The sequence below is a fragment of the Nostoc sp. 'Peltigera membranacea cyanobiont' 232 genome (assembly GCF_002245985.1).
Taxonomy (GTDB): Bacteria; Cyanobacteriota; Cyanobacteriia; order Cyanobacteriales; family Nostocaceae; genus Nostoc.
The window spans coordinates 50,302-67,265 of record NZ_NOLK01000016.1 but is presented as its reverse complement, the minus strand read 5'-3'; the positions used below and the strand labels follow the sequence as shown (position 1 = coordinate 67,265).

Sequence of the window (16,964 nt, the reverse complement as noted above, 5' to 3'; positions counted from 1 at the left end):
TAAAGTCGCACCAGTTTAATCAAATCCTGGTTTCATTCGTATTGGAGGAATCCATTAATGAGTATTGTCACGAAAGCTATCGTGAATGCTGATGCAGAAGCCCGCTACCTCAGCCCTGGTGAGTTAGATCGGATCAAATCCTTCGTTGCAAGTGGTGAGCGCCGCGTGCGGATTGCTCAAATTTTGTCAGAAAATCGCGAACGTCTTGTTAAGCAAGCTGGCGATCAACTGTTCCAAAAGCGTCCTGATGTTGTGTCTCCTGGTGGTAACGCTTACGGTCAAGAATTGACTGCTACTTGTCTGCGTGACCTAGATTACTACCTCCGCCTCGTTACCTACGGTATCGTTGCTGGTGATGTTACACCTATCGAAGAAATTGGTGTTATCGGTGCTCGTGAACTGTACAAGTCCTTGGGAACTCCTATCGATGGTGTTGCTGAAGGTATCCGTGGGCTGAAGAATGTAGCTGGTACATTGCTGTCTGGTGATGATGCTAGTGAAGCTGGTAGCTACTTCGACTACCTAGTTGGCGCTCTTCTAGGATAGGGTAAAGCTGTTTACCTACTGAAACAGAAGTATTGCAATACGGTTGGAAATAAGGAATTAACAACATGGCTCAAGACGCAATTACCGCTGTCATTAACTCCGCAGACGTTCAAGGTAAATATCTTGACTCTTCTGCTTTAGAGAAGCTAAAAGGCTACTTCGCTACTGGCGAACTGCGGGTACGTGCAGCTAGCACCATCAGCGCTAACGCTGCTGCGATCGTTAAAGAAGCTGTAGCAAAATCTTTGCTATACTCTGACATCACCCGTCCCGGCGGCAACATGTACACAACCCGCCGCTATGCTGCTTGCATCCGCGATTTGGACTACTACCTCCGCTATGCCACCTACGCTATGTTAGCTGGCGATCCTTCCATTTTGGATGAGCGTGTATTAAATGGCTTGAAGGAAACCTACAACTCTTTAGGAGTTCCCGTTGGTGCTACCGTGCAAGCTATCCAAGCAATCAAGGAAGTAACCGCCAGTTTGGTAGGTTCTGATGCTGGTAAGGAAATGGGCGTTTACTTAGACTATATCTCCTCTGGCTTAAGCTAAGAACTAGTTTGCGCTTAAGAATTTAGGTGCGACTTTATTAAGGTCTGGAAATCAGCCGTGAGTGCTAGAACGTTATATTGCTTATCTTGGTAAATTATCAGTGATGAGTGTTGGTGGTCTAGTATTGATGTTTGATTTCCAGCCTTTGAATGATTAAAAGATTTGCACTCAAGATTTTGAGATAAAAAAAGTTTTCACAAAGTTTACAGGAGATTTTCAAAATATGTCCCGTTTGTTTAAAATTACTGCTCTAGTTCCCAGCCAAACCCGAATTCGTACCCAACGCGAACTGCAAAATACTTACTTCACTAAGCTAGTTCCTTATGAGAACTGGTTCCGCGAACAGCAACGCATTCAAAAAGCAGGCGGTAAAATTATCAAAGTAGAACTGGCAACTGGTAAGCAAGGCGCTAATACTGGCTTGTCGTAATCTGTAAATAGAATATTATTTTAGGGAATTGGTAAGAGGTCGAAAAAGACCTCTTTTTTGTTGCTTGTATTTCTGAAAGTTAAGAGTTGAACATTTCTACAAGGCGATACCCGCGAGTATATAGCGGAACTGGAGCGCCAGAATTTTGTTTTTTCCTTGCTTGTTCAGAAGTTTCATCAAATACAATTAGTGTTTCCTTACCAACCTTCAACCAGTCTTCGTAAGGCACGCTCATATCTTCTTCAATACCGCCAATACTAGGTGCTACCATTGCCCGATAAGCTTCATTGAATTTCCTCCGAAACCGGAAATCTACTGAAATTCTTAGACCTTCAGTTTTCCTTCTTACTGTTTGGTGCAATCCACGGGCATCATTAAAGTACATTGTGCCGTGTTGTAGTCGTGCTTCTGTATAAGAGACAACCATTGGAACATCCCGGCCTTCAGCAAAGTCTGACATCACCCGCATCGTTTGTAGTTCCATCTCGCGGGGCATCTCACCTGCTTCGATGGTTATATTGTCGATGTCGCCAAATAGTGGCAGAACTACTACAGTCGCATCAGCAGCAACACCTGCCCAGACATCACTATGGCATTTTGAGCTAGCAAAGGGCAAACGTAACTTTTCAGCGTCAGTCTTACCGTAGACCATGCGGAGATTGACTGGTAAATCCACTGCATCAATCAGGTCATTTGCTCCTAGTTGGTAGAAAGCCTCTGCGACGCTCTTTTGAAAAAGGTTAAATGCCAAAATGTGTTCTCGCTTGGGCATTAAAAGACCAGTGCCGGTGTAGTTGGGCAAAGTACTTCTTACTTCTAGTAGCCGTTCAAGCATTTCAGCTTCCGAAAGAATGATGGGACTATTCAGACACGCTGAAATATAACCCGCAGCAGCAATTCGGATTTGCTGGAATAACTCAGGCTTTAATGTGTGTTCAAAGAGTAGTCGGTATTGTCGCCTTGTAGCAATTTTATCAGCAAGTTCGTCAAAGAGGCGATCGCCAAGTTGAGAAAATGCGTAGGCGTAGCCCGTCGTAGACATCGCCCGCTCATATTGTAAGCGATCGCCCTCTGTTGATTCTGCTAACAGTTCTTCTAACATCATTTTTTCCAACGTTATTATAAATTGGCTAAATACATCCAAAGCCATTTCGTTTTCAAAACGAATCTAGCTATTACAAATTAACAAGGTTATTCCCTTTATACTTCGTAAAATATACTGTTTTATTTCTCTTACCTATCTTGATTAAAAGAGTTAATTTTAACTTATTTAATAAAGCATAGATGAAGTTGGAGCTTAAAAGCCAAACTATCTATATGTGAGGTTGCTGTTAACTAAGTAACAACGCAAGTTCATGAAGTTAAATATGATTTAGCTGTTTATATTTAAAGAAACTAACAAGATGACACTTTTCAGGTTAGCTACTCCTTTGAAAAGGCTAGTTTTTAAACGCAAAATCGAGAAATAAGCGAAAATCGGTAAAATCAACCTTATCAGTAAAACAAGTTCATTATTAAATAATAGATATTCATGAATTTAGCCCGCTCGGACTAAATTCAGTAACCATGAAATAAGTATAAAATAGTGTCAGTAAATGTCAAATGTGAATCACAAAAACTCAACTAAAAACTTATATAATCGCACAGCATCAGAATGGATTAGAGCAGAACCTACTTCCTTATCAGACTTTACAGCACGACCTTTTGTACTAAAACTTTGTGAGCCTGTTGATGGGTTGCGAGTACTAGATATAGGTTGCGGAGAAGGTTATTGCAGTCGAGAATTACGTCGGCGTGGTGCTGCAAAAGTACATGGTATAGACCTTTCTCAAGGCATGATTGAAGCAGCAAAATTGCAAGAAGTAGAAGATGCTTTAGGTATTAGCTATGAAGTAGGATGTGCTACTAGTCTCAAGCAATTTGATGATGGTGAAATTGACTTAGTTGTTGCAGTATTTCTATTTAACTATTTGACAATTTCTCAGACCCAAGAATGCATGGCAGAAGTAGCACGGATTCTTCGTCCTGGCGGTCGATTTGTATTCAGCGTTCCCCATCCATCTTTTCCATATATGCGGGAGCCAGCATATCCGTTTTATTTTCAAGTTGATGGTGCAGGCTATTTCAGCAAGCGAGATCGGCAGTTTCCTGGTCGTATTTGGAAACGAGACGGCTCCTGGCTAAATGTTCAATTGATTCACAAAACTCTTGAGGATTACTTTAATGCCCTTAGAATTGCTGGCTTTAATACCATGCCAATTTTACAGGAATTGCGTGTAACTCCAGAACATATCGCAGTAGACGAATCATTTTTTAGCCCCTTAGTTGACCAACCACTCCATCTAGCCCTACAAATATCACGATGATACAGACATCTTCTTTACTAATAAATTCCTTCCGTGAAATAACGGTTAATCATCCTCTATGGAGCCATGAGTTCCTAATTCGTTGTCGGGCTGGAAATTTATTTTTACCAGACGTACAGGTATTAGCTGTTCAGATGTACAAATTCTCCAAAGAATTTAATCGGATCTTGGCTAGCATCTTATCTTGTTGCGAAGATGAAAGTAGCCAGTTAGTCATCTTAGAAAACCTATTTGATGAAATGGGACAGGGAGATATAACTCAGTCCCACCCAGAATTGTTTCGTCAATTTACCCGCGCACTTGGTATCGACGACGTAACTTTGGCAGCACTACCCACTGCACCTGAAACTTCCGCTCTGATTGAAACCTACTTGCAAATGCCACATAAATACGGATACTTAGCTGCACTAGGTGCTGTCTGTTATGCTTCTGAAGGAATTGTTAGCTCACTGTACACGCAACTATATAAAGGAATTGTCGGTGCTGCTCCTTTACCCAAAGAATCTCTGATCTTTTTTGAAGTCCATATTGATGTAGATGATAGTCATGCAGCGAAACTAGCAGCAGTGATTGAACCTCGAATCACCATGAATGAAGAGGATATCAAGGTAAGGCTGGCTATTGTAGAAGCTATGGATGCCCGTGTCCAATTTTTTAACGGAATTCAGCGTCAAATCTCTAAATATAACTTGTCTGCTGATTCATGGATCTTTATGAATTCATAGCTGTTGAGAAAAGCAAAGCGTGTAAATACGGTTGTGCATCTACTAACTTGTAGCATTAAAATATGGACAGTTTTCCTTATTTTTTTCGGTTTTTCAAGCGGCAAATAAGACAGATATAGGAAAGTTTGTAATTTCAATAACCTTTTTAGGGAATCAGAATCAGTTGTCAAGTCTCGGTCAAATTCACAAAGCAAAATTAGGTGCAGTAATGAGGAGGCTTCCATGTACGGATTAGTGAACAAGGCGATTCAAGACATGGTGTGCAGTCGCTTTGGCGAAGAGACTTGGAAACAAATTAAGCACAAAGCAGAGGTGGACGTAGATGTTTTCCTCAGTATGGAAGGCTATCCCGATGACATCACCCACAAGCTGGTAAAAGCTGCTAGTGTCGTTCTAAGTTTATCTCCCAAACAGATTATGCAAGCCTTTGGGGAATTCTGGGTTCAGTACACAGCCCAAGAAGGCTATGGCGAAATGATGGATATGAGTGGAGATACACTACCTGAGTTTTTAGAAAACCTCGATAATCTTCATGCTCGTGTGGGAGTTAGCTTTCCTAAACTCCAACCCCCATCATTTGAGTGTACTGATATGGAGGAAAATTCTCTGAGCTTACACTATCGTTCTGATAGAGAAGGGCTGACTCCAATGGTTATTGGTCTAATCAAAGGATTGGGAACAAGGTTTGATACAGAAGTTCATATTACCCAAACCCTAAATCGGGATGAAGGTGCTGAACATGATGAATTTTTAGTGATTTATAAACCAAATTGAGTGCAGTAGCATGGCTCCTCCTCAGCTTACGCTTTCACCAGAGTTATTGGCGAAAGCTTTTCCCTTCCACTTTGCATTTAGCCGTAATCGTGAAATTGTACAAACTGGTGATGTCTTGGAGCGTATTAGTCCTGAGCCATTAGTTGGTAAATTGATTGAGCAGCATTTCCAAATCAATCGTCCAAAAATTTTGGTCGATTTTGATGCTATTAGTAAACAGTCTCGTGCGCTGTTTATTGTAGAGTTTCTCTACAATGGAATGCAACTCAAGGGTCAAATGATGTATCAACCAGAGGAGGAGGTGATATTTTTTTTAGGTTCTCCTTGGATTACAAATACAACTAGCTTGACTCCTTTGGGTATAAAACTCAAAGACTTTGCGATTCACGACCCAATTGTTGATTTCCTGTTTTTACTGCAAGCTCAGAACACCGCTTTGGGTGATGCCAAAAAGTTAACAAACGAACTTAAACAGCAAAGGGCACAACTACGGAGTGCGCTGCAAATCAAGGAGAATCTAGCGGAAATTGCTGAAGCTCAGGCTAAAAAATTAGAAAAATCTCTTCGGGAGCTACAACAAACTCAAGCCCAATTAGTTCAGGCTGAAAAAATGTCCAGTTTGGGACAGTTGGTTGCAGGAGTTGCTCACGAAATTAACAACCCCGTTAACTTTATTTACGGTAATTTAAAATATACAAAAGATTATACACAGTGTTTGCTGAAACTTGTACACCTTTACCAGCAATTTTATGCCAATCCTGTGCTAGAAATCAAAGAATATATTGAGGAAATTGAGTTAGATTTTTTACTAGATGATTTGCCCAGAATTCTAGATTCGATGGAAGTAGGAGCTGAAAGGATCTCTGAAATTGTCTTGTCTCTGCGGAACTTTTCTCGTCTTGATGAAGCAGGAATGAAAAAGGTTGATATTCACCACGGACTAGATAGTACTTTGCTGATTTTACAGAATCGGTTTAAGAATAGCCTCGATCGTCCTGGAATCAAAGTAGTTAAAAATTATGGAAACTTGCCTTTGGTAGATTGCTACCCTGGCCAACTTAATCAAGTATTCATGAATATTATTAGTAATGCCATCGATGCACTTGACAGCTATAACGATAAACGCGCGATCGCAGAAATTCATGCCAGTCCTAATAAAATTACAATTACTACAGAAGTCATCGAAACGAAGTGTGTTATCCGAATTGCTGATAATGGTTCAGGAATAACAGAAGCAGTTAAGGAACGACTGTTTGATCCATTTTTTACAACTAAGCCTGTAGGTAAGGGTACAGGATTAGGTTTATCAATTAGCTATCAGATTGTAGTTGAAAAACATGGGGGAACACTAAGATGTGTATCAGAACCTGGACAAGAAACTGAGTTCTGGATTGAAATTCCTCTCTCTATGGACACACAAGCAGTAAATTGCGTCAAATCATTGAGTTTTGTTTTATGAATTATCAAAATTCAGTAATGCTTGCAGTGGAGAGAGAGACTCACGACTCTCTTATTTTAACTTTCTAAATTATTGTTTAAACTACTGAGTATATTGTATCAAATAGTGAAATTTGTTTCTCTGTAGTGATGTCTTTTCTACGAGATGCTACGCATAGCTTGCTTCCCCATAGGAGTACGGGGGCATATAGCGTTTCTCACTTGAGTGATACCAAGTCCGCTTAATCACTTACGATATGTCATTGCGAGTGAAACGGAGTGGAACGAAGCAATCGCTGCGGACTCTGCGATTACTTCACTTCGCTATCGCTGCGTTCGTAATGACAAGTATTTATCCAGACATGATATGAGTTACACCCGCAAGGGCACGGCACTCCCGTGCCCTTACAGCTTGCGATAGAATATTGTACCGCATGTAAATGGGAACCGCTATAGTCAACGCAATTTGTCAGAAATATTAATCGAGCCGTGTATTAAAGTTGACAACTCTAAGATTTATGGTTGTAAAGCCTACTTATAAGTTATAAGTTATGATTTATGAGTTTTATTTCTAACTCCTAATTCCTAACTTTTTACCTGTACCGATCGTGAATCTACGCCGCCTGATTCCAATTTTTGATAGTTCAGTCTCCAACTGGGCACTAGAAGCGCGGTTGTTGCGCTGGTTAACGTTGATTTGGCTGTTCGTCGGCTTGATCATGCTATTTTCAGCATCCTATCCTGTCGCTGATGCCCGTCAGAATGATGGATTGTACTATTTTAAGCGTCAACTACTTTGGGTTTTAGTTTCCTTGATCGGATTCAATATTATTGTTAATTTGCCATTGCAGAAAATTTTGGGAGTATCCCATTGGTTTTTGTTGCTGTTTTTGGCGTTAATTTTTGTCACACTGATCCCAGGATTGGGAAAAAAGGCTTTTGATGCAGCGCGTTGGATTTCGATCGGGCCGGTTCCGATTCAACCCTCAGAATTAATTAAACCCTTTTTGGTACTACAAAGTGCGCGGCTTTTTGGTCAATGGGAACGAATCAGTTGGCGGATTCGCTTGGCTTGGTTGGGTATTTTCGGTCTGGTACTTTTAGGAATTCTTGCCCAGCCTAACTTAAGTACAACAGCACTTTGTGGTATGACTATTTGGCTAATTGCTTTAGCAGCTGGCTTACCTTACAAGTACCTGGGAGGAACCGCAATTGGTGGAGTAATGTTGGCAATACTCAGTATTAGTATTAAAGAGTATCAACGTAAGCGGGTGATGTCATTCCTTAATCCTTGGGCGGATGCTACAGGAGATGGCTACCAGTTGGTGCAAAGTCTACTCGCTGTGGGTTCTGGTAGAACTTGGGGTTCTGGATATGGGCTTTCTCAACAAAAGCTGTTTTATTTACCCATTCAGGATACCGATTTTATTTTTGCGGTGTTCGCCGAGGAGTTTGGTTTTGTTGGCAGTATAGTGTTGTTGGCACTTTTAGCGACATTCGCCACTCTCGGATTAATTGTGGCGCTGAAGGCTAAAAACCCAGTGCATCAACTGGTAGCGATCGGCGTGACGATTTTGATGGTAGGACAATCATTGCTCCATATTGGTGTGGCTACAGGTTCTCTTCCCACTACTGGCTTACCTTTGCCCATGTTTAGTTATGGTGGTAATTCCATGATTGCTAGCTTAATAGCTGCTGGGTTGCTGATTCGAGTAGCACGCGAGAGTAATGAAGCTGAGGTCGTTCCGTTGCAAAAACCCCTGCTGGAAAATGGGCGCAAACGTCGGAGTTTTCATAAAACCAGGAATTGACCTACACTGTGGATGAATATTTAACACTTTTGAATACTTACTCGCCATACATCAAATTAGAGCCACACAACAAAGAGTCTTTACTTTTAGCGTTGAGGTATTGCATAGAAGATAAATTTGGAGGCACTCTTCAGACTGCATACATCTCTGCTTTTAACATCTCTCAAAAGGTATAGTTTATGAAATTTTGGTAAGTAAGATTGTGCTGGATAGATATCTTAACAATTAACTTAGCAATGGCGATCGCTTATTAAAAACCTTGCCTTAGAGGTAAGGGACTCTTAAATGGGCTATTGTTGGGTGGCAGAGGAGGTGGAATTGGGTTAATGCTAGGTATAGGAGTAGGCACTACTTTTTTGATAACTGTGATTGCAAACCCTCTTTGCTGGGGTTGTTGTTTGCCAGATATATCATTAACTTGCAGCGAAATTTGAGATGGGAAGGCTAGATTGACTGGAAGTTGCTTTGAGCCAGCTAGTGGAACGTCATCCCCGTATGGCTGAAGTTTAACCTGAATATTTTCCCCTTCTACTCTCCAACTCAGAGTAGCAGTTGTTCCTTCTTTCAGTTCTAGATTTTGTTGTTCACTACCGTTGATTGTGAAAGAAACAATCTTAAATGGTTTAGGCAATATTTCTATTTTAGATTCAGTCTTTTTAGCACTAACTTTATCACTTCCATTATTAGGAAAAGCTTTGATTTCAAAGCCAAACTTACCAGCTTTGTATGCTGTTAGAGGAACATTCGTACATCGTAGCTGTTGATTTTGTTGTGTACACAGCTTTTTAAGCTTAGGGTCTGCAAGATTGCCTTGATTAAATTTATAAGTAATTGGTTCGCTATATGATGTACCATCATCTGCACTACCAGCAAGTTGAACTTTTGCCAACAATAATGGATGGGCAATTGTCCAACTTAAAAGAATATTTTGACCTTTTATATACTGTAGTTTATCTGTTTGGAAACTAAGCACTTCAGCAATTTGTTTTTCAGCTATTTCTACTTGGGTTGTTTGGCTTACGACTTGAGTCTTTGGAGAAAGGATTTCTATGCCATTACGATAAAAAGCTTGTAATTCAAAAGTGTAATTTCCTTTGGTTTTAACTCCCGTTTTAACATTGCTACAAATTAGCTCTTGTTTTTCTTGTACCTGACAAGGAGGTATTTCATTAGTACTTGCTTTACCTAGTGTTTCAGGAATGCCATTCCTAAAATCATAAGTAATAGGCTGAATTGCTTGGGAACCTTTAACCATCAGAATCAACATTTGCAATTGTTGATAGTTGTGAATATCCCACTTTAAAGCTACCTCATCCTCCTCTTCAGTAATTCGAGGATTATTAGCACTGAAATTTTCTAATCTTAAAGGATCGGGGTTTAAAATTCGCCAGATGAGAAATCCTATCCCTCCCAATAATCCTAAAATTGCCAAAATTAACAGAAGAAATTGCCACCAAGGACGAGGTTTCCATACCAAACTTCCTTGGGGCAATGTGTTAGGTAGGGGTAAATTTGCTTGGTCTTTGATATCGAGTTGAAAGTTCACTACTAATCCTGCACCAAACCAAGGTCGTCGCCACCAAGGTCTGGGTTTGACCGTCAAATTGGCCACTGCACTTCTATTAGGTAATAATCTGACTTCAGTCGGATCGAATTTGTAAGTATATAGTTCTTCTTCGTCTCGACTTTTTAAGTCTAATATCAGTTCTCGGACAATATTACCCTGGTTTGTTAGTGATAATTCGTACTTGCCAAGACTCCGGCTAACTTGTCCCAAAATGGTATTAAGTTCTATATCTAGGCGATAATTTGTTGGAATCTGGATATATACCAAATCTAGTAATACTAAGTCGGGAGAGTTTTCTGAATACAAACGCATTGTCGGAGAATAGCTTCCCGCGAGGGTATCCCCAGGTGGGTGAAATTTCAACAATATTTGACCTTGAGTACCAGGATTGAGTTCTAGTGCAGTCACATCAGATACCAACCCTGTACCCTCAAATCCAGTTGTCGGATAATTGATTGTGAACCAGTCTTCGTCTAAATCTGGACAACTCAAGCGAAACCTGTCTACGAGATAAGAGCGATTATCAACTATTACCTCCACTTGTAGAAATTCACTAGGATTGAAAATTAGCGGCTTATTAGGGTTGGTGTTCGGTCTAAGGGAAAATGTCGGGTCGTTCACCCGAATTGAAGTCTGTTCTTTGAGCAGAACCTTGATTTGGTTGGGGAAGGTTATGGGTGTATCTTGGGGATAATGTTGAGGGGAATCAACGACTAATGTATAGTCATAGGTTCCGGGGAGAGCATTTGCGGCGATTTGAAACTCAAATTTTACTTCGTCACTATTCTGTTGGGGAGCTAATGCTAAACTTTCTCTAGGCGAACTAGACCAACCGGTTAAACTTTGAAATACTTCGTCAAAAACGAAATATAAGTCAATAACCGCACTTTGATCTCCTTGATTAATCACAACTATATAAAGTTCGATAGTATCTCCTGGCATCCCAAATTGAATTCCAGGTGGGTTGATAATAACTTGCAGTGGATTAAATTTAGCTTGCATGTCATTGACTCCCTTATTTGATGTGGTGTAGTTTGACCTGAAAATCTTCACTACCACTCACAATCATGGTTCCTTGATTAGTTTTCAAGTCGATATTATTAATTTTTTTAGAACTTTGGTAAATTGTTTTACCTTCTGCTGCCTTTATTTTGTCGAGTTTGTGTTCAGGGGTTAAGTACCAAATCACCACTCGTCCATCATCGCCACCACTTACTAAGAGACTACCATCCCCACTAAATGCCAGACTACGCACAGATGTTTTTGATGCTGCCCAACGATCTATTGGCGAACAATTGAGTTCATTGATTTTCTCCTGCGGATTGCGATTTTTGCGAGTTTGGCACTGATTCAAATTCCAAATCGTAATGAATCCCGCAGAATCAGAAGTTGCTAGGATTTTTTCTGCCGAGTTAGGAACAAAAGCCAATCCCCAAATATAGTCTTCACGCCCAATTAATGGGTCTAGTTTTTCTAGATTTTGCACTGATAAAGCTGGGAATTGTTTATCAGATGGGGTTGGATTCCATTGCCACAAGATGAAACGCTTAAAGTTTCCAGCAATTACTAGAGTTTTTGCATCTGGGCTGAGATTTAATGCCCGGACTTGGAAACCTGATAGTTTCAATGTACTTTGTACATCGATAACTTGCGGTTCTGGCAGAAAATCGCTGTTAGGTGCCGATCTTGACCATACTCTAACTTTACCACTGCCATAGCCACTGAATAAGTTAAGTGAGTTTGAGGTGAAAGCTAAGTCAAAAACGCGATCGCCTTTTGCTTTAGGATCTTTAAGGTCTTGAAGTTGACCGATCTTTGCACCTGATGGTACATCTCTGAGTTCAATTACACCATTATCTAAACCAACAGCAACACGATCGTTTTGTAAAGGCATGAAGCGTAAGACTTCTACAGCGTCATCGGTAATTGCCATCAAACCCTTGGGCTGTTGGCGTCGATCGCAAGCAATGGGTTGCCCAGAGTATGTTACTGTATCGTCGGGGTCTAAACTATCAGTACCAATTCTCCAAAGTCTTAATGTACAATCATCTGAGCCACTGACCACAGATAAACCAATGCCGCTAAAACGCACTGAGTTTACGGAACGTGTATGCATTACATCTCTTGGTTGCAGTAATAATGCTAGGAGTGCGGCTAATAGTGCGATCGCAGCTAGTTGCAGCCATAGAGGTATAATCGGCTGAGTCTCTACTTCTAATGTCTGCGTAGCTGGATCTGTACTCCCTAAACGTTGGTCGGATAATTCAGATTTGGCTTCTAATAAGAGAGTTTTGCCAATTCCTACCCAAGGGCGTTTCGTTTTCACATTGAGAATAACTTTACTTGTTTCTCCTAAATGGAGGTTGGCAACTTCGGGAAGCTTTTTGAAAGTACATTTTCGCCAGTCTCTACCCTGTACCTGCACATTAATTTGCTGGTTGAGGTTGCTAGCGTTTTTAAATAGTAATTCAAAAGAAGCTGTATGAGATTTCCAGTTAGGCAACCATGCCGATTTACTAGGAATTTTCAGGTTTTTTTGGGTGGTGGTAAAATCTATAAAACCCACAGGTAAAACTTCAATTTTGCCTTCAGCATTGGTTGGATAACCATTATTGCTAACAGCTTCAATAGTAAAAGGGTAATTTTGACTGGGCGCTTGGACTACAGAAGGAGGTTGACATTGAAATGTGGCTTCTGCCGATCCACCTGGTTCTAAAGATAATCGGCGTTCTGCACTACCTGTCAGCCAAGATGGATCGACACCTGTAAAACGTAGCACCACATTAGTTGGTTGTTGCCCCAAATTCCGCACCCGTACTGGTATATCTACAGAATTGCGGGGATAAACTTGGAACTCTCGCACAGGTAATTCTACACTTAAATGTGTTGGTCTGTTGTCTCGCTCGATTTTCAGGCGCAGCACAAGTCTGCACTGTTGTGCTAATTGCGGTGAAAAAATATTCACCATCAGGTTAACAGTACCGACAAATCCCGGAATCGGTGTATTGAATATGAAGACTTGGAATATGGTACTACTCCCTGGTGGTTTAGCTGCTGCCACCTCTGGTTCGAGTCGATACCAGCGATATCCTGTATTCCGCGTTTCTCCGGCGGCGGTAATTTCTATCTGAAAATTGACAAAGCGATCGCTATCATTATTGACAGTTACCTCAAATGATACAGGAGTATCACCTGGACGAAAGGTTAAGTTCTGAGTAGAAAGACTGGCATTAATAACGCTTTTTTCCATACTATTACTTATAATATTTTTTTATACTCTGGATGATTAGCACTATTAAAAAATTAATGTCTGCGAAAACGTGACTATTTGCTAATGGTAATAATATCAGTATTTTTACTAGTATTACTGCTATAGGAATCCGGTTTGATTTCTGAAAAGATACGTAGGGTGCGTTACGAACTCCGTTCTAACCACCCTACAATAGCTAATTTTGTTCAAAAATCAAATAGTAATCCTATATGTCAGCCTAAATAACAGGCTTATTTAAAAATGGGAAGAAACTTCACAATTCATTAATGCAGAGTTAGATGAAAAGGGCAATTTAATAAATATTGGGTAAGACGTGGGTAAAGTAGCGATCGCCCCAATGTGCGATGAAGACTATAAATTTTGGTTAAATTAGTATTTTGATGAACTGGATCTATTGGTTAATTTTGGATTTTAGATGTCTCTAAAATCCAAAATCTATAACTCTTAAAGTTGCCGCACTAATGGCTGACCATCTTTAACTTCACCTACTAAAACTAAATCGACACAGTTAACAAAGATACCATTTTCCAGAACACCGGGAATGTTATTCAATATCTTTTCTAGGCTAACTGGATCTTCAATAGAGTCAAATCTGACATCTAAGACAAAGTTTCCTTGGTCAGTGATAACTGGGCCAGCTTTTTTGATACCCATGCGGAGTTCTGGTTTACCACCGAGTTTTTTGATGGCATTGGTAACAGGGGTAATTGCCATTGGAATCACTTCCACGGGCACAGCGAAACTAGAACCTAAGCGGTCTACCAACTTACCACTATCGACGACGACGATAAACTGCTCTGCTAGGTAGTCTACGACTTTTTCGCGGGTATGTGCTGCACCACCGCCTTTAATCAAATTCTTCTGCGGATCGACTTCATCTGCCCCATCAATGGCAATATCGATGTGGTCAATGGCATCCAAAGTGGCGAGAGGGATACCATACTGTTTCGCCAGCACTTCTGACTGAAACGAGGTAGGGATGCCAATGATATCTTTGAGTTCGCCAGACTTAAGGCGATCGCCTAAATACTGAATCGTATATGCTGTAGTTGACCCCGTACCCAACCCCACAATGGAACCCGACTTGACTAGGGCGGCGGCGGCTTTGCCAACTTCTTGCTTCATCAACTTTACGGGATCTGTTGCTGTCATTCCCAAAACTCCTGAAAAACTGACTATAGTCCATATTAGTGGGCAGATAACGTCAAAAGATGAAAGGTAAAAAACAAGTTTTTGCTGATTTCTACTTCCTTTATTAGGAACTTACAAAAAATAAAACATCCTAGTGTTCGGAACAAAGGAAAAGCTACACCCTACGTAGCCACGCAACAAAGTCCCGCCTAAATTCGTCACTAGCTAAGTTACAGGTTATTAGGAACACCAAATTTTGCGTTAATCTCAGTAACGTAGTTTTTGAAATTCACGTTAGCGGCTAAAAGTGGTTATGGTAATGCGTCAGCTTTCAATTACTCTATCTTTAGTGGCACTACTACAAAATTTACCAGCAATTGCTCAAGTGCCAGAAACTACTTCTGCAATCCCATCTGATTCCATTCAACAGGTAATTGCTGCTAAATGGATGACAAACTTTTCTGATGGCAAGTTTTATCCAGAAAGGTTACTGAGTCGGGCCGAATTAGCGTCAATTATGGTAAAAGCATTTCGGCTAGATAAAAGAGAAGCTGTTAGCAAAGAAAATTTAGTTATTCCAGATGTTCCACGTTCTTATTGGGCATTTAATGATATACAGACAGTCTTAAAAACTGACATCATGAAAGGCTATCGGGGCAATGAATTTTTCCCTAATCAAAAAGTGACAAGAGCAGAAGCTCTGGCTATTTTCGCCCAGGCTTATGGTGTATTTCAGTTTCCTGATGAGGCTGTTAATGAGATTCTGGCTTCCCATCCAGATGAAAAGTCTATCCCAACTTGGGCTAGAAAAGCGATCGCTACAGTAGCTAGTGAGGGATTTCTCAACACAGATACCCAAGGTAATATTTTCCCATTGAAACCCGTTACCCGTGGAGATATGGCTTATGTATTGAGTAAATATTTACAACGACAACAGCAACAACCTGAAACACCAGAAGTTCCGATGATTCCAAATAGCCCACAATCACCCTAGCTAAATTTTATTTAGTCAAGCAACCTACTTACAATCAGTTTTGACCTGGACTTCTATACTTGTCTCGAAGTTGGCGAAGATATAAGGAATTAGACTGTGTTGGTTGCTGCTGCACATAATTCCCATAATTAGGCTGTGTTGGTTGCTGCAAGCCAGAATTCCCATAATTAGACTGTGGTAATTGTGTCGGCTGCTGCAAACCATAATTACCATTTATGGGGGTGACAATGCCTTGATTTGGCATCTGGCTAGAGTAAGGTGAAATATTACTTGGTGCGCCAGAGGTAACTGGGGGCGTTACTGGTGATACATTAGGCACTACCTGACCGTTATTTAAATTATTGTAGGGATTTTGCGGTAAGTTCGTACCCGTTGATGTATAACCTGTACCAGTAGTTAACCCAGTATTAGGCAATACCTGACCGTTATTTAAATTATTGTAGGGATTTTGCTGCAAGTTCGTACCAGTTGACGTGTAGCCCGCCCCCGGAGTTAATCCATTACTTGGTAGAGAATTCTGACTGGGTAAGGTGTTAATAGGTGGCATTAACGTTGTTCCTGCGTCAGAGACTTGACCCACAGTATTTGGCACTGTTGCAGTACCATTGAAGCTAGACAGCTTCTGATTTGTCGATTGGTTGAGTGCTGCTTGCAGAGGGTTGATGGAGACAGAATTTTGAGTCTTGTTGGTTTGATTTGTGAATCCAATTCCCAGACTAGAGGATGTTTGTTCGTCTCCTGTTGATTCAGAGGGTGTAGTTAAGGTATTAAGACCTAGAAACTGGTTATTACTATCAACTGTCCCCGTCCGCAACGAATTTTCTGCTTGGACAACAAAGGGATTTTTCAAAATTGGGGGAGTATCACCATTAACGCCTGAAGCCGGATTTAGCTTGGTATCGCGATCAGACTTTTGTTTGTTAATTACATCTTCTAATAAGCCCTTGCTATTTTTTTCCTGAGTCTTTTCCTTGGGAGTATTTGGCGTTACTGAGAGACTTGCTTGCTCAAAGTCATTAAACAAAACCGGTAGGTTATCAATATCGGCTGCGATCGCTCTGTTTTCTGATGACAGGGAAGAGTCAGCAGGCGTTTGTGAAGAGACTTGGCTTTTTTGCTTATAAACAAAAATATCTGGGTTTGACCAGTATTCCCAGGTTACTAGCCCTACTACAGATAAAAAAATTGCAGTTCCCCAAAAACCAGGTCGCCCTAGATTCCATAACCTGGCTTTGAGATAGCGTAAGTATGCGGGAGGATAATAAGGATGTGGCATGGGATTGGTAATTGAAATTTACTCGAAATCAGGAAGAATTGACGGGATGTGAAGGTGTTGCGGTTTAATGCTTTTGCTTTCC

14 protein-coding genes are annotated in these 16,964 nt (G+C 40.7%); 9 read left to right on the top strand and 5 right to left on the bottom strand.

Annotation, left to right across the window (positions count from 1 at the left end; genetic code table 11):
• The first annotated feature begins 57 nt into the window (after positions 1 to 57).
• The 3 genes from apcA to CDG79_RS07985 all read left to right on the top strand — a co-directional run bounded on the left by apcA (position 58) and on the right by CDG79_RS07985 (position 1,530).
• Complete coding sequence (gene apcA, locus CDG79_RS07995; protein ID WP_094341663.1) at positions 58 to 546, top strand: allophycocyanin subunit alpha; 489 nt, start codon at positions 58 to 60, stop codon at positions 544 to 546.
• A gap of 65 nt (positions 547 to 611) precedes the next feature.
• Complete coding sequence (gene apcB, locus CDG79_RS07990) at positions 612 to 1,100, top strand: allophycocyanin subunit beta (protein ID WP_069068902.1); 489 nt, start codon at positions 612 to 614, stop codon at positions 1,098 to 1,100.
• A 223-nt stretch (positions 1,101 to 1,323) separates the two neighbouring features.
• Positions 1,324 to 1,530: a phycobilisome linker polypeptide gene (locus tag CDG79_RS07985; protein ID WP_012411143.1), complete on the top strand. Its 207-nt coding sequence runs from the start codon at positions 1,324 to 1,326 to the stop codon at positions 1,528 to 1,530.
• 79 nt (positions 1,531 to 1,609) lie between these two features.
• On the opposite strand, the gene CDG79_RS07980 is transcribed toward CDG79_RS07985, so the two are convergent.
• Positions 1,610 to 2,635, bottom strand: a complete 1,026-nt coding sequence (locus tag CDG79_RS07980) for a hypothetical protein (protein ID WP_094341679.1) — start codon at positions 2,633 to 2,635, stop codon at positions 1,610 to 1,612.
• A gap of 490 nt (positions 2,636 to 3,125) precedes the next feature.
• On the opposite strand from CDG79_RS07980, the gene CDG79_RS07975 reads away from it, so the two are divergent.
• From CDG79_RS07975 to CDG79_RS07955, 5 genes are all read left to right on the top strand, one after another.
• On the top strand, positions 3,126 to 3,896 hold the full coding sequence (locus CDG79_RS07975) for a class I SAM-dependent methyltransferase (protein ID WP_094341662.1): 771 nt from the start codon (positions 3,126 to 3,128) through the stop codon (positions 3,894 to 3,896).
• Positions 3,893 to 4,621, top strand: coding sequence for a TenA family transcriptional regulator (locus CDG79_RS07970; protein WP_094341661.1), 729 nt, complete (start codon positions 3,893 to 3,895; stop codon positions 4,619 to 4,621). The genes CDG79_RS07975 and CDG79_RS07970 overlap by 4 nt, the downstream gene beginning before the upstream one ends.
• A gap of 222 nt (positions 4,622 to 4,843) precedes the next feature.
• Complete coding sequence (locus CDG79_RS07965) at positions 4,844 to 5,395, top strand: heme NO-binding domain-containing protein (RefSeq protein ID WP_094328045.1); 552 nt, start codon at positions 4,844 to 4,846, stop codon at positions 5,393 to 5,395.
• A 10-nt stretch (positions 5,396 to 5,405) separates the two neighbouring features.
• Positions 5,406 to 6,854 carry a sensor histidine kinase gene (locus CDG79_RS07960; protein WP_094341660.1) on the top strand — a complete coding sequence of 483 codons (1,449 nt, stop codon included), beginning with the start codon at positions 5,406 to 5,408 and terminating at the stop codon, positions 6,852 to 6,854.
• Between the two features lie 586 nt (positions 6,855 to 7,440).
• Positions 7,441 to 8,643 (top strand): FtsW/RodA/SpoVE family cell cycle protein, encoded by a 1,203-nt coding sequence (locus CDG79_RS07955; protein ID WP_094341659.1) that lies wholly within the window; start codon positions 7,441 to 7,443, stop codon positions 8,641 to 8,643.
• 250 nt (positions 8,644 to 8,893) lie between these two features.
• On the opposite strand, the gene CDG79_RS07950 is transcribed toward CDG79_RS07955, so the two are convergent.
• The 3 genes from CDG79_RS07950 to rpiA all read right to left on the bottom strand — a co-directional run bounded on the left by CDG79_RS07950 (position 8,894) and on the right by rpiA (position 14,633).
• Complete coding sequence (locus CDG79_RS07950; protein WP_094341658.1) at positions 8,894 to 11,212, bottom strand: COG1470 family protein; 2,319 nt, start codon at positions 11,210 to 11,212, stop codon at positions 8,894 to 8,896.
• 13 nt (positions 11,213 to 11,225) lie between these two features.
• Positions 11,226 to 13,460: a hypothetical protein gene (locus CDG79_RS07945; protein ID WP_094341657.1), complete on the bottom strand. Its 2,235-nt coding sequence runs from the start codon at positions 13,458 to 13,460 to the stop codon at positions 11,226 to 11,228.
• A gap of 465 nt (positions 13,461 to 13,925) precedes the next feature.
• On the bottom strand, positions 13,926 to 14,633 hold the full coding sequence (rpiA, locus tag CDG79_RS07940) for a ribose-5-phosphate isomerase RpiA (protein WP_094341656.1): 708 nt from the start codon (positions 14,631 to 14,633) through the stop codon (positions 13,926 to 13,928).
• A 298-nt stretch (positions 14,634 to 14,931) separates the two neighbouring features.
• Between rpiA and CDG79_RS07935 the strand changes: the two genes are divergently transcribed.
• Positions 14,932 to 15,606: an S-layer homology domain-containing protein gene (locus tag CDG79_RS07935; RefSeq protein ID WP_094341678.1), complete on the top strand. Its 675-nt coding sequence runs from the start codon at positions 14,932 to 14,934 to the stop codon at positions 15,604 to 15,606.
• A gap of 34 nt (positions 15,607 to 15,640) precedes the next feature.
• On the opposite strand, the gene CDG79_RS07930 is transcribed toward CDG79_RS07935, so the two are convergent.
• Entirely contained in the window at positions 15,641 to 16,882 is a 1,242-nt protein-coding gene (locus CDG79_RS07930) for a hypothetical protein (RefSeq protein ID WP_094341655.1), read from the bottom strand.
• Positions 16,883 to 16,964: the final 82 nt, after the last annotated feature.

Excerpts from the sequence above, each read along its gene's own strand:
- CDG79_RS07975 (WP_094341662.1), top strand. The coding sequence starts at position 3,126 with ATGTCAAATGTGAATCACAAAAACTCAACTAAAAACTTATATAATCGC.
- CDG79_RS07970 (WP_094341661.1), top strand. The coding sequence starts at position 3,893 with ATGATACAGACATCTTCTTTACTAATAAATTCCTTCCGTGAAATAACG.
- rpiA (WP_094341656.1), bottom strand. The coding sequence starts at position 14,633 with ATGACAGCAACAGATCCCGTAAAGTTGATGAAGCAAGAAGTTGGCAAA.
- CDG79_RS07945 (WP_094341657.1), bottom strand. The coding sequence starts at position 13,460 with ATGGAAAAAAGCGTTATTAATGCCAGTCTTTCTACTCAGAACTTAACC.
- CDG79_RS07935 (WP_094341678.1), top strand. The coding sequence starts at position 14,932 with ATGCGTCAGCTTTCAATTACTCTATCTTTAGTGGCACTACTACAAAAT.
- apcA (WP_094341663.1), top strand. The coding sequence starts at position 58 with ATGAGTATTGTCACGAAAGCTATCGTGAATGCTGATGCAGAAGCCCGC.
- apcB (WP_069068902.1), top strand. The coding sequence starts at position 612 with ATGGCTCAAGACGCAATTACCGCTGTCATTAACTCCGCAGACGTTCAA.
- CDG79_RS07930 (WP_094341655.1), bottom strand. The coding sequence starts at position 16,882 with ATGCCACATCCTTATTATCCTCCCGCATACTTACGCTATCTCAAAGCC.
- CDG79_RS07960 (WP_094341660.1), top strand. The coding sequence starts at position 5,406 with ATGGCTCCTCCTCAGCTTACGCTTTCACCAGAGTTATTGGCGAAAGCT.
- CDG79_RS07980 (WP_094341679.1), bottom strand. The coding sequence starts at position 2,635 with ATGATGTTAGAAGAACTGTTAGCAGAATCAACAGAGGGCGATCGCTTA.
- CDG79_RS07950 (WP_094341658.1), bottom strand. The coding sequence starts at position 11,212 with ATGCAAGCTAAATTTAATCCACTGCAAGTTATTATCAACCCACCTGGA.
- CDG79_RS07965 (WP_094328045.1), top strand. The coding sequence starts at position 4,844 with ATGTACGGATTAGTGAACAAGGCGATTCAAGACATGGTGTGCAGTCGC.
- CDG79_RS07985 (WP_012411143.1), top strand. The coding sequence starts at position 1,324 with ATGTCCCGTTTGTTTAAAATTACTGCTCTAGTTCCCAGCCAAACCCGA.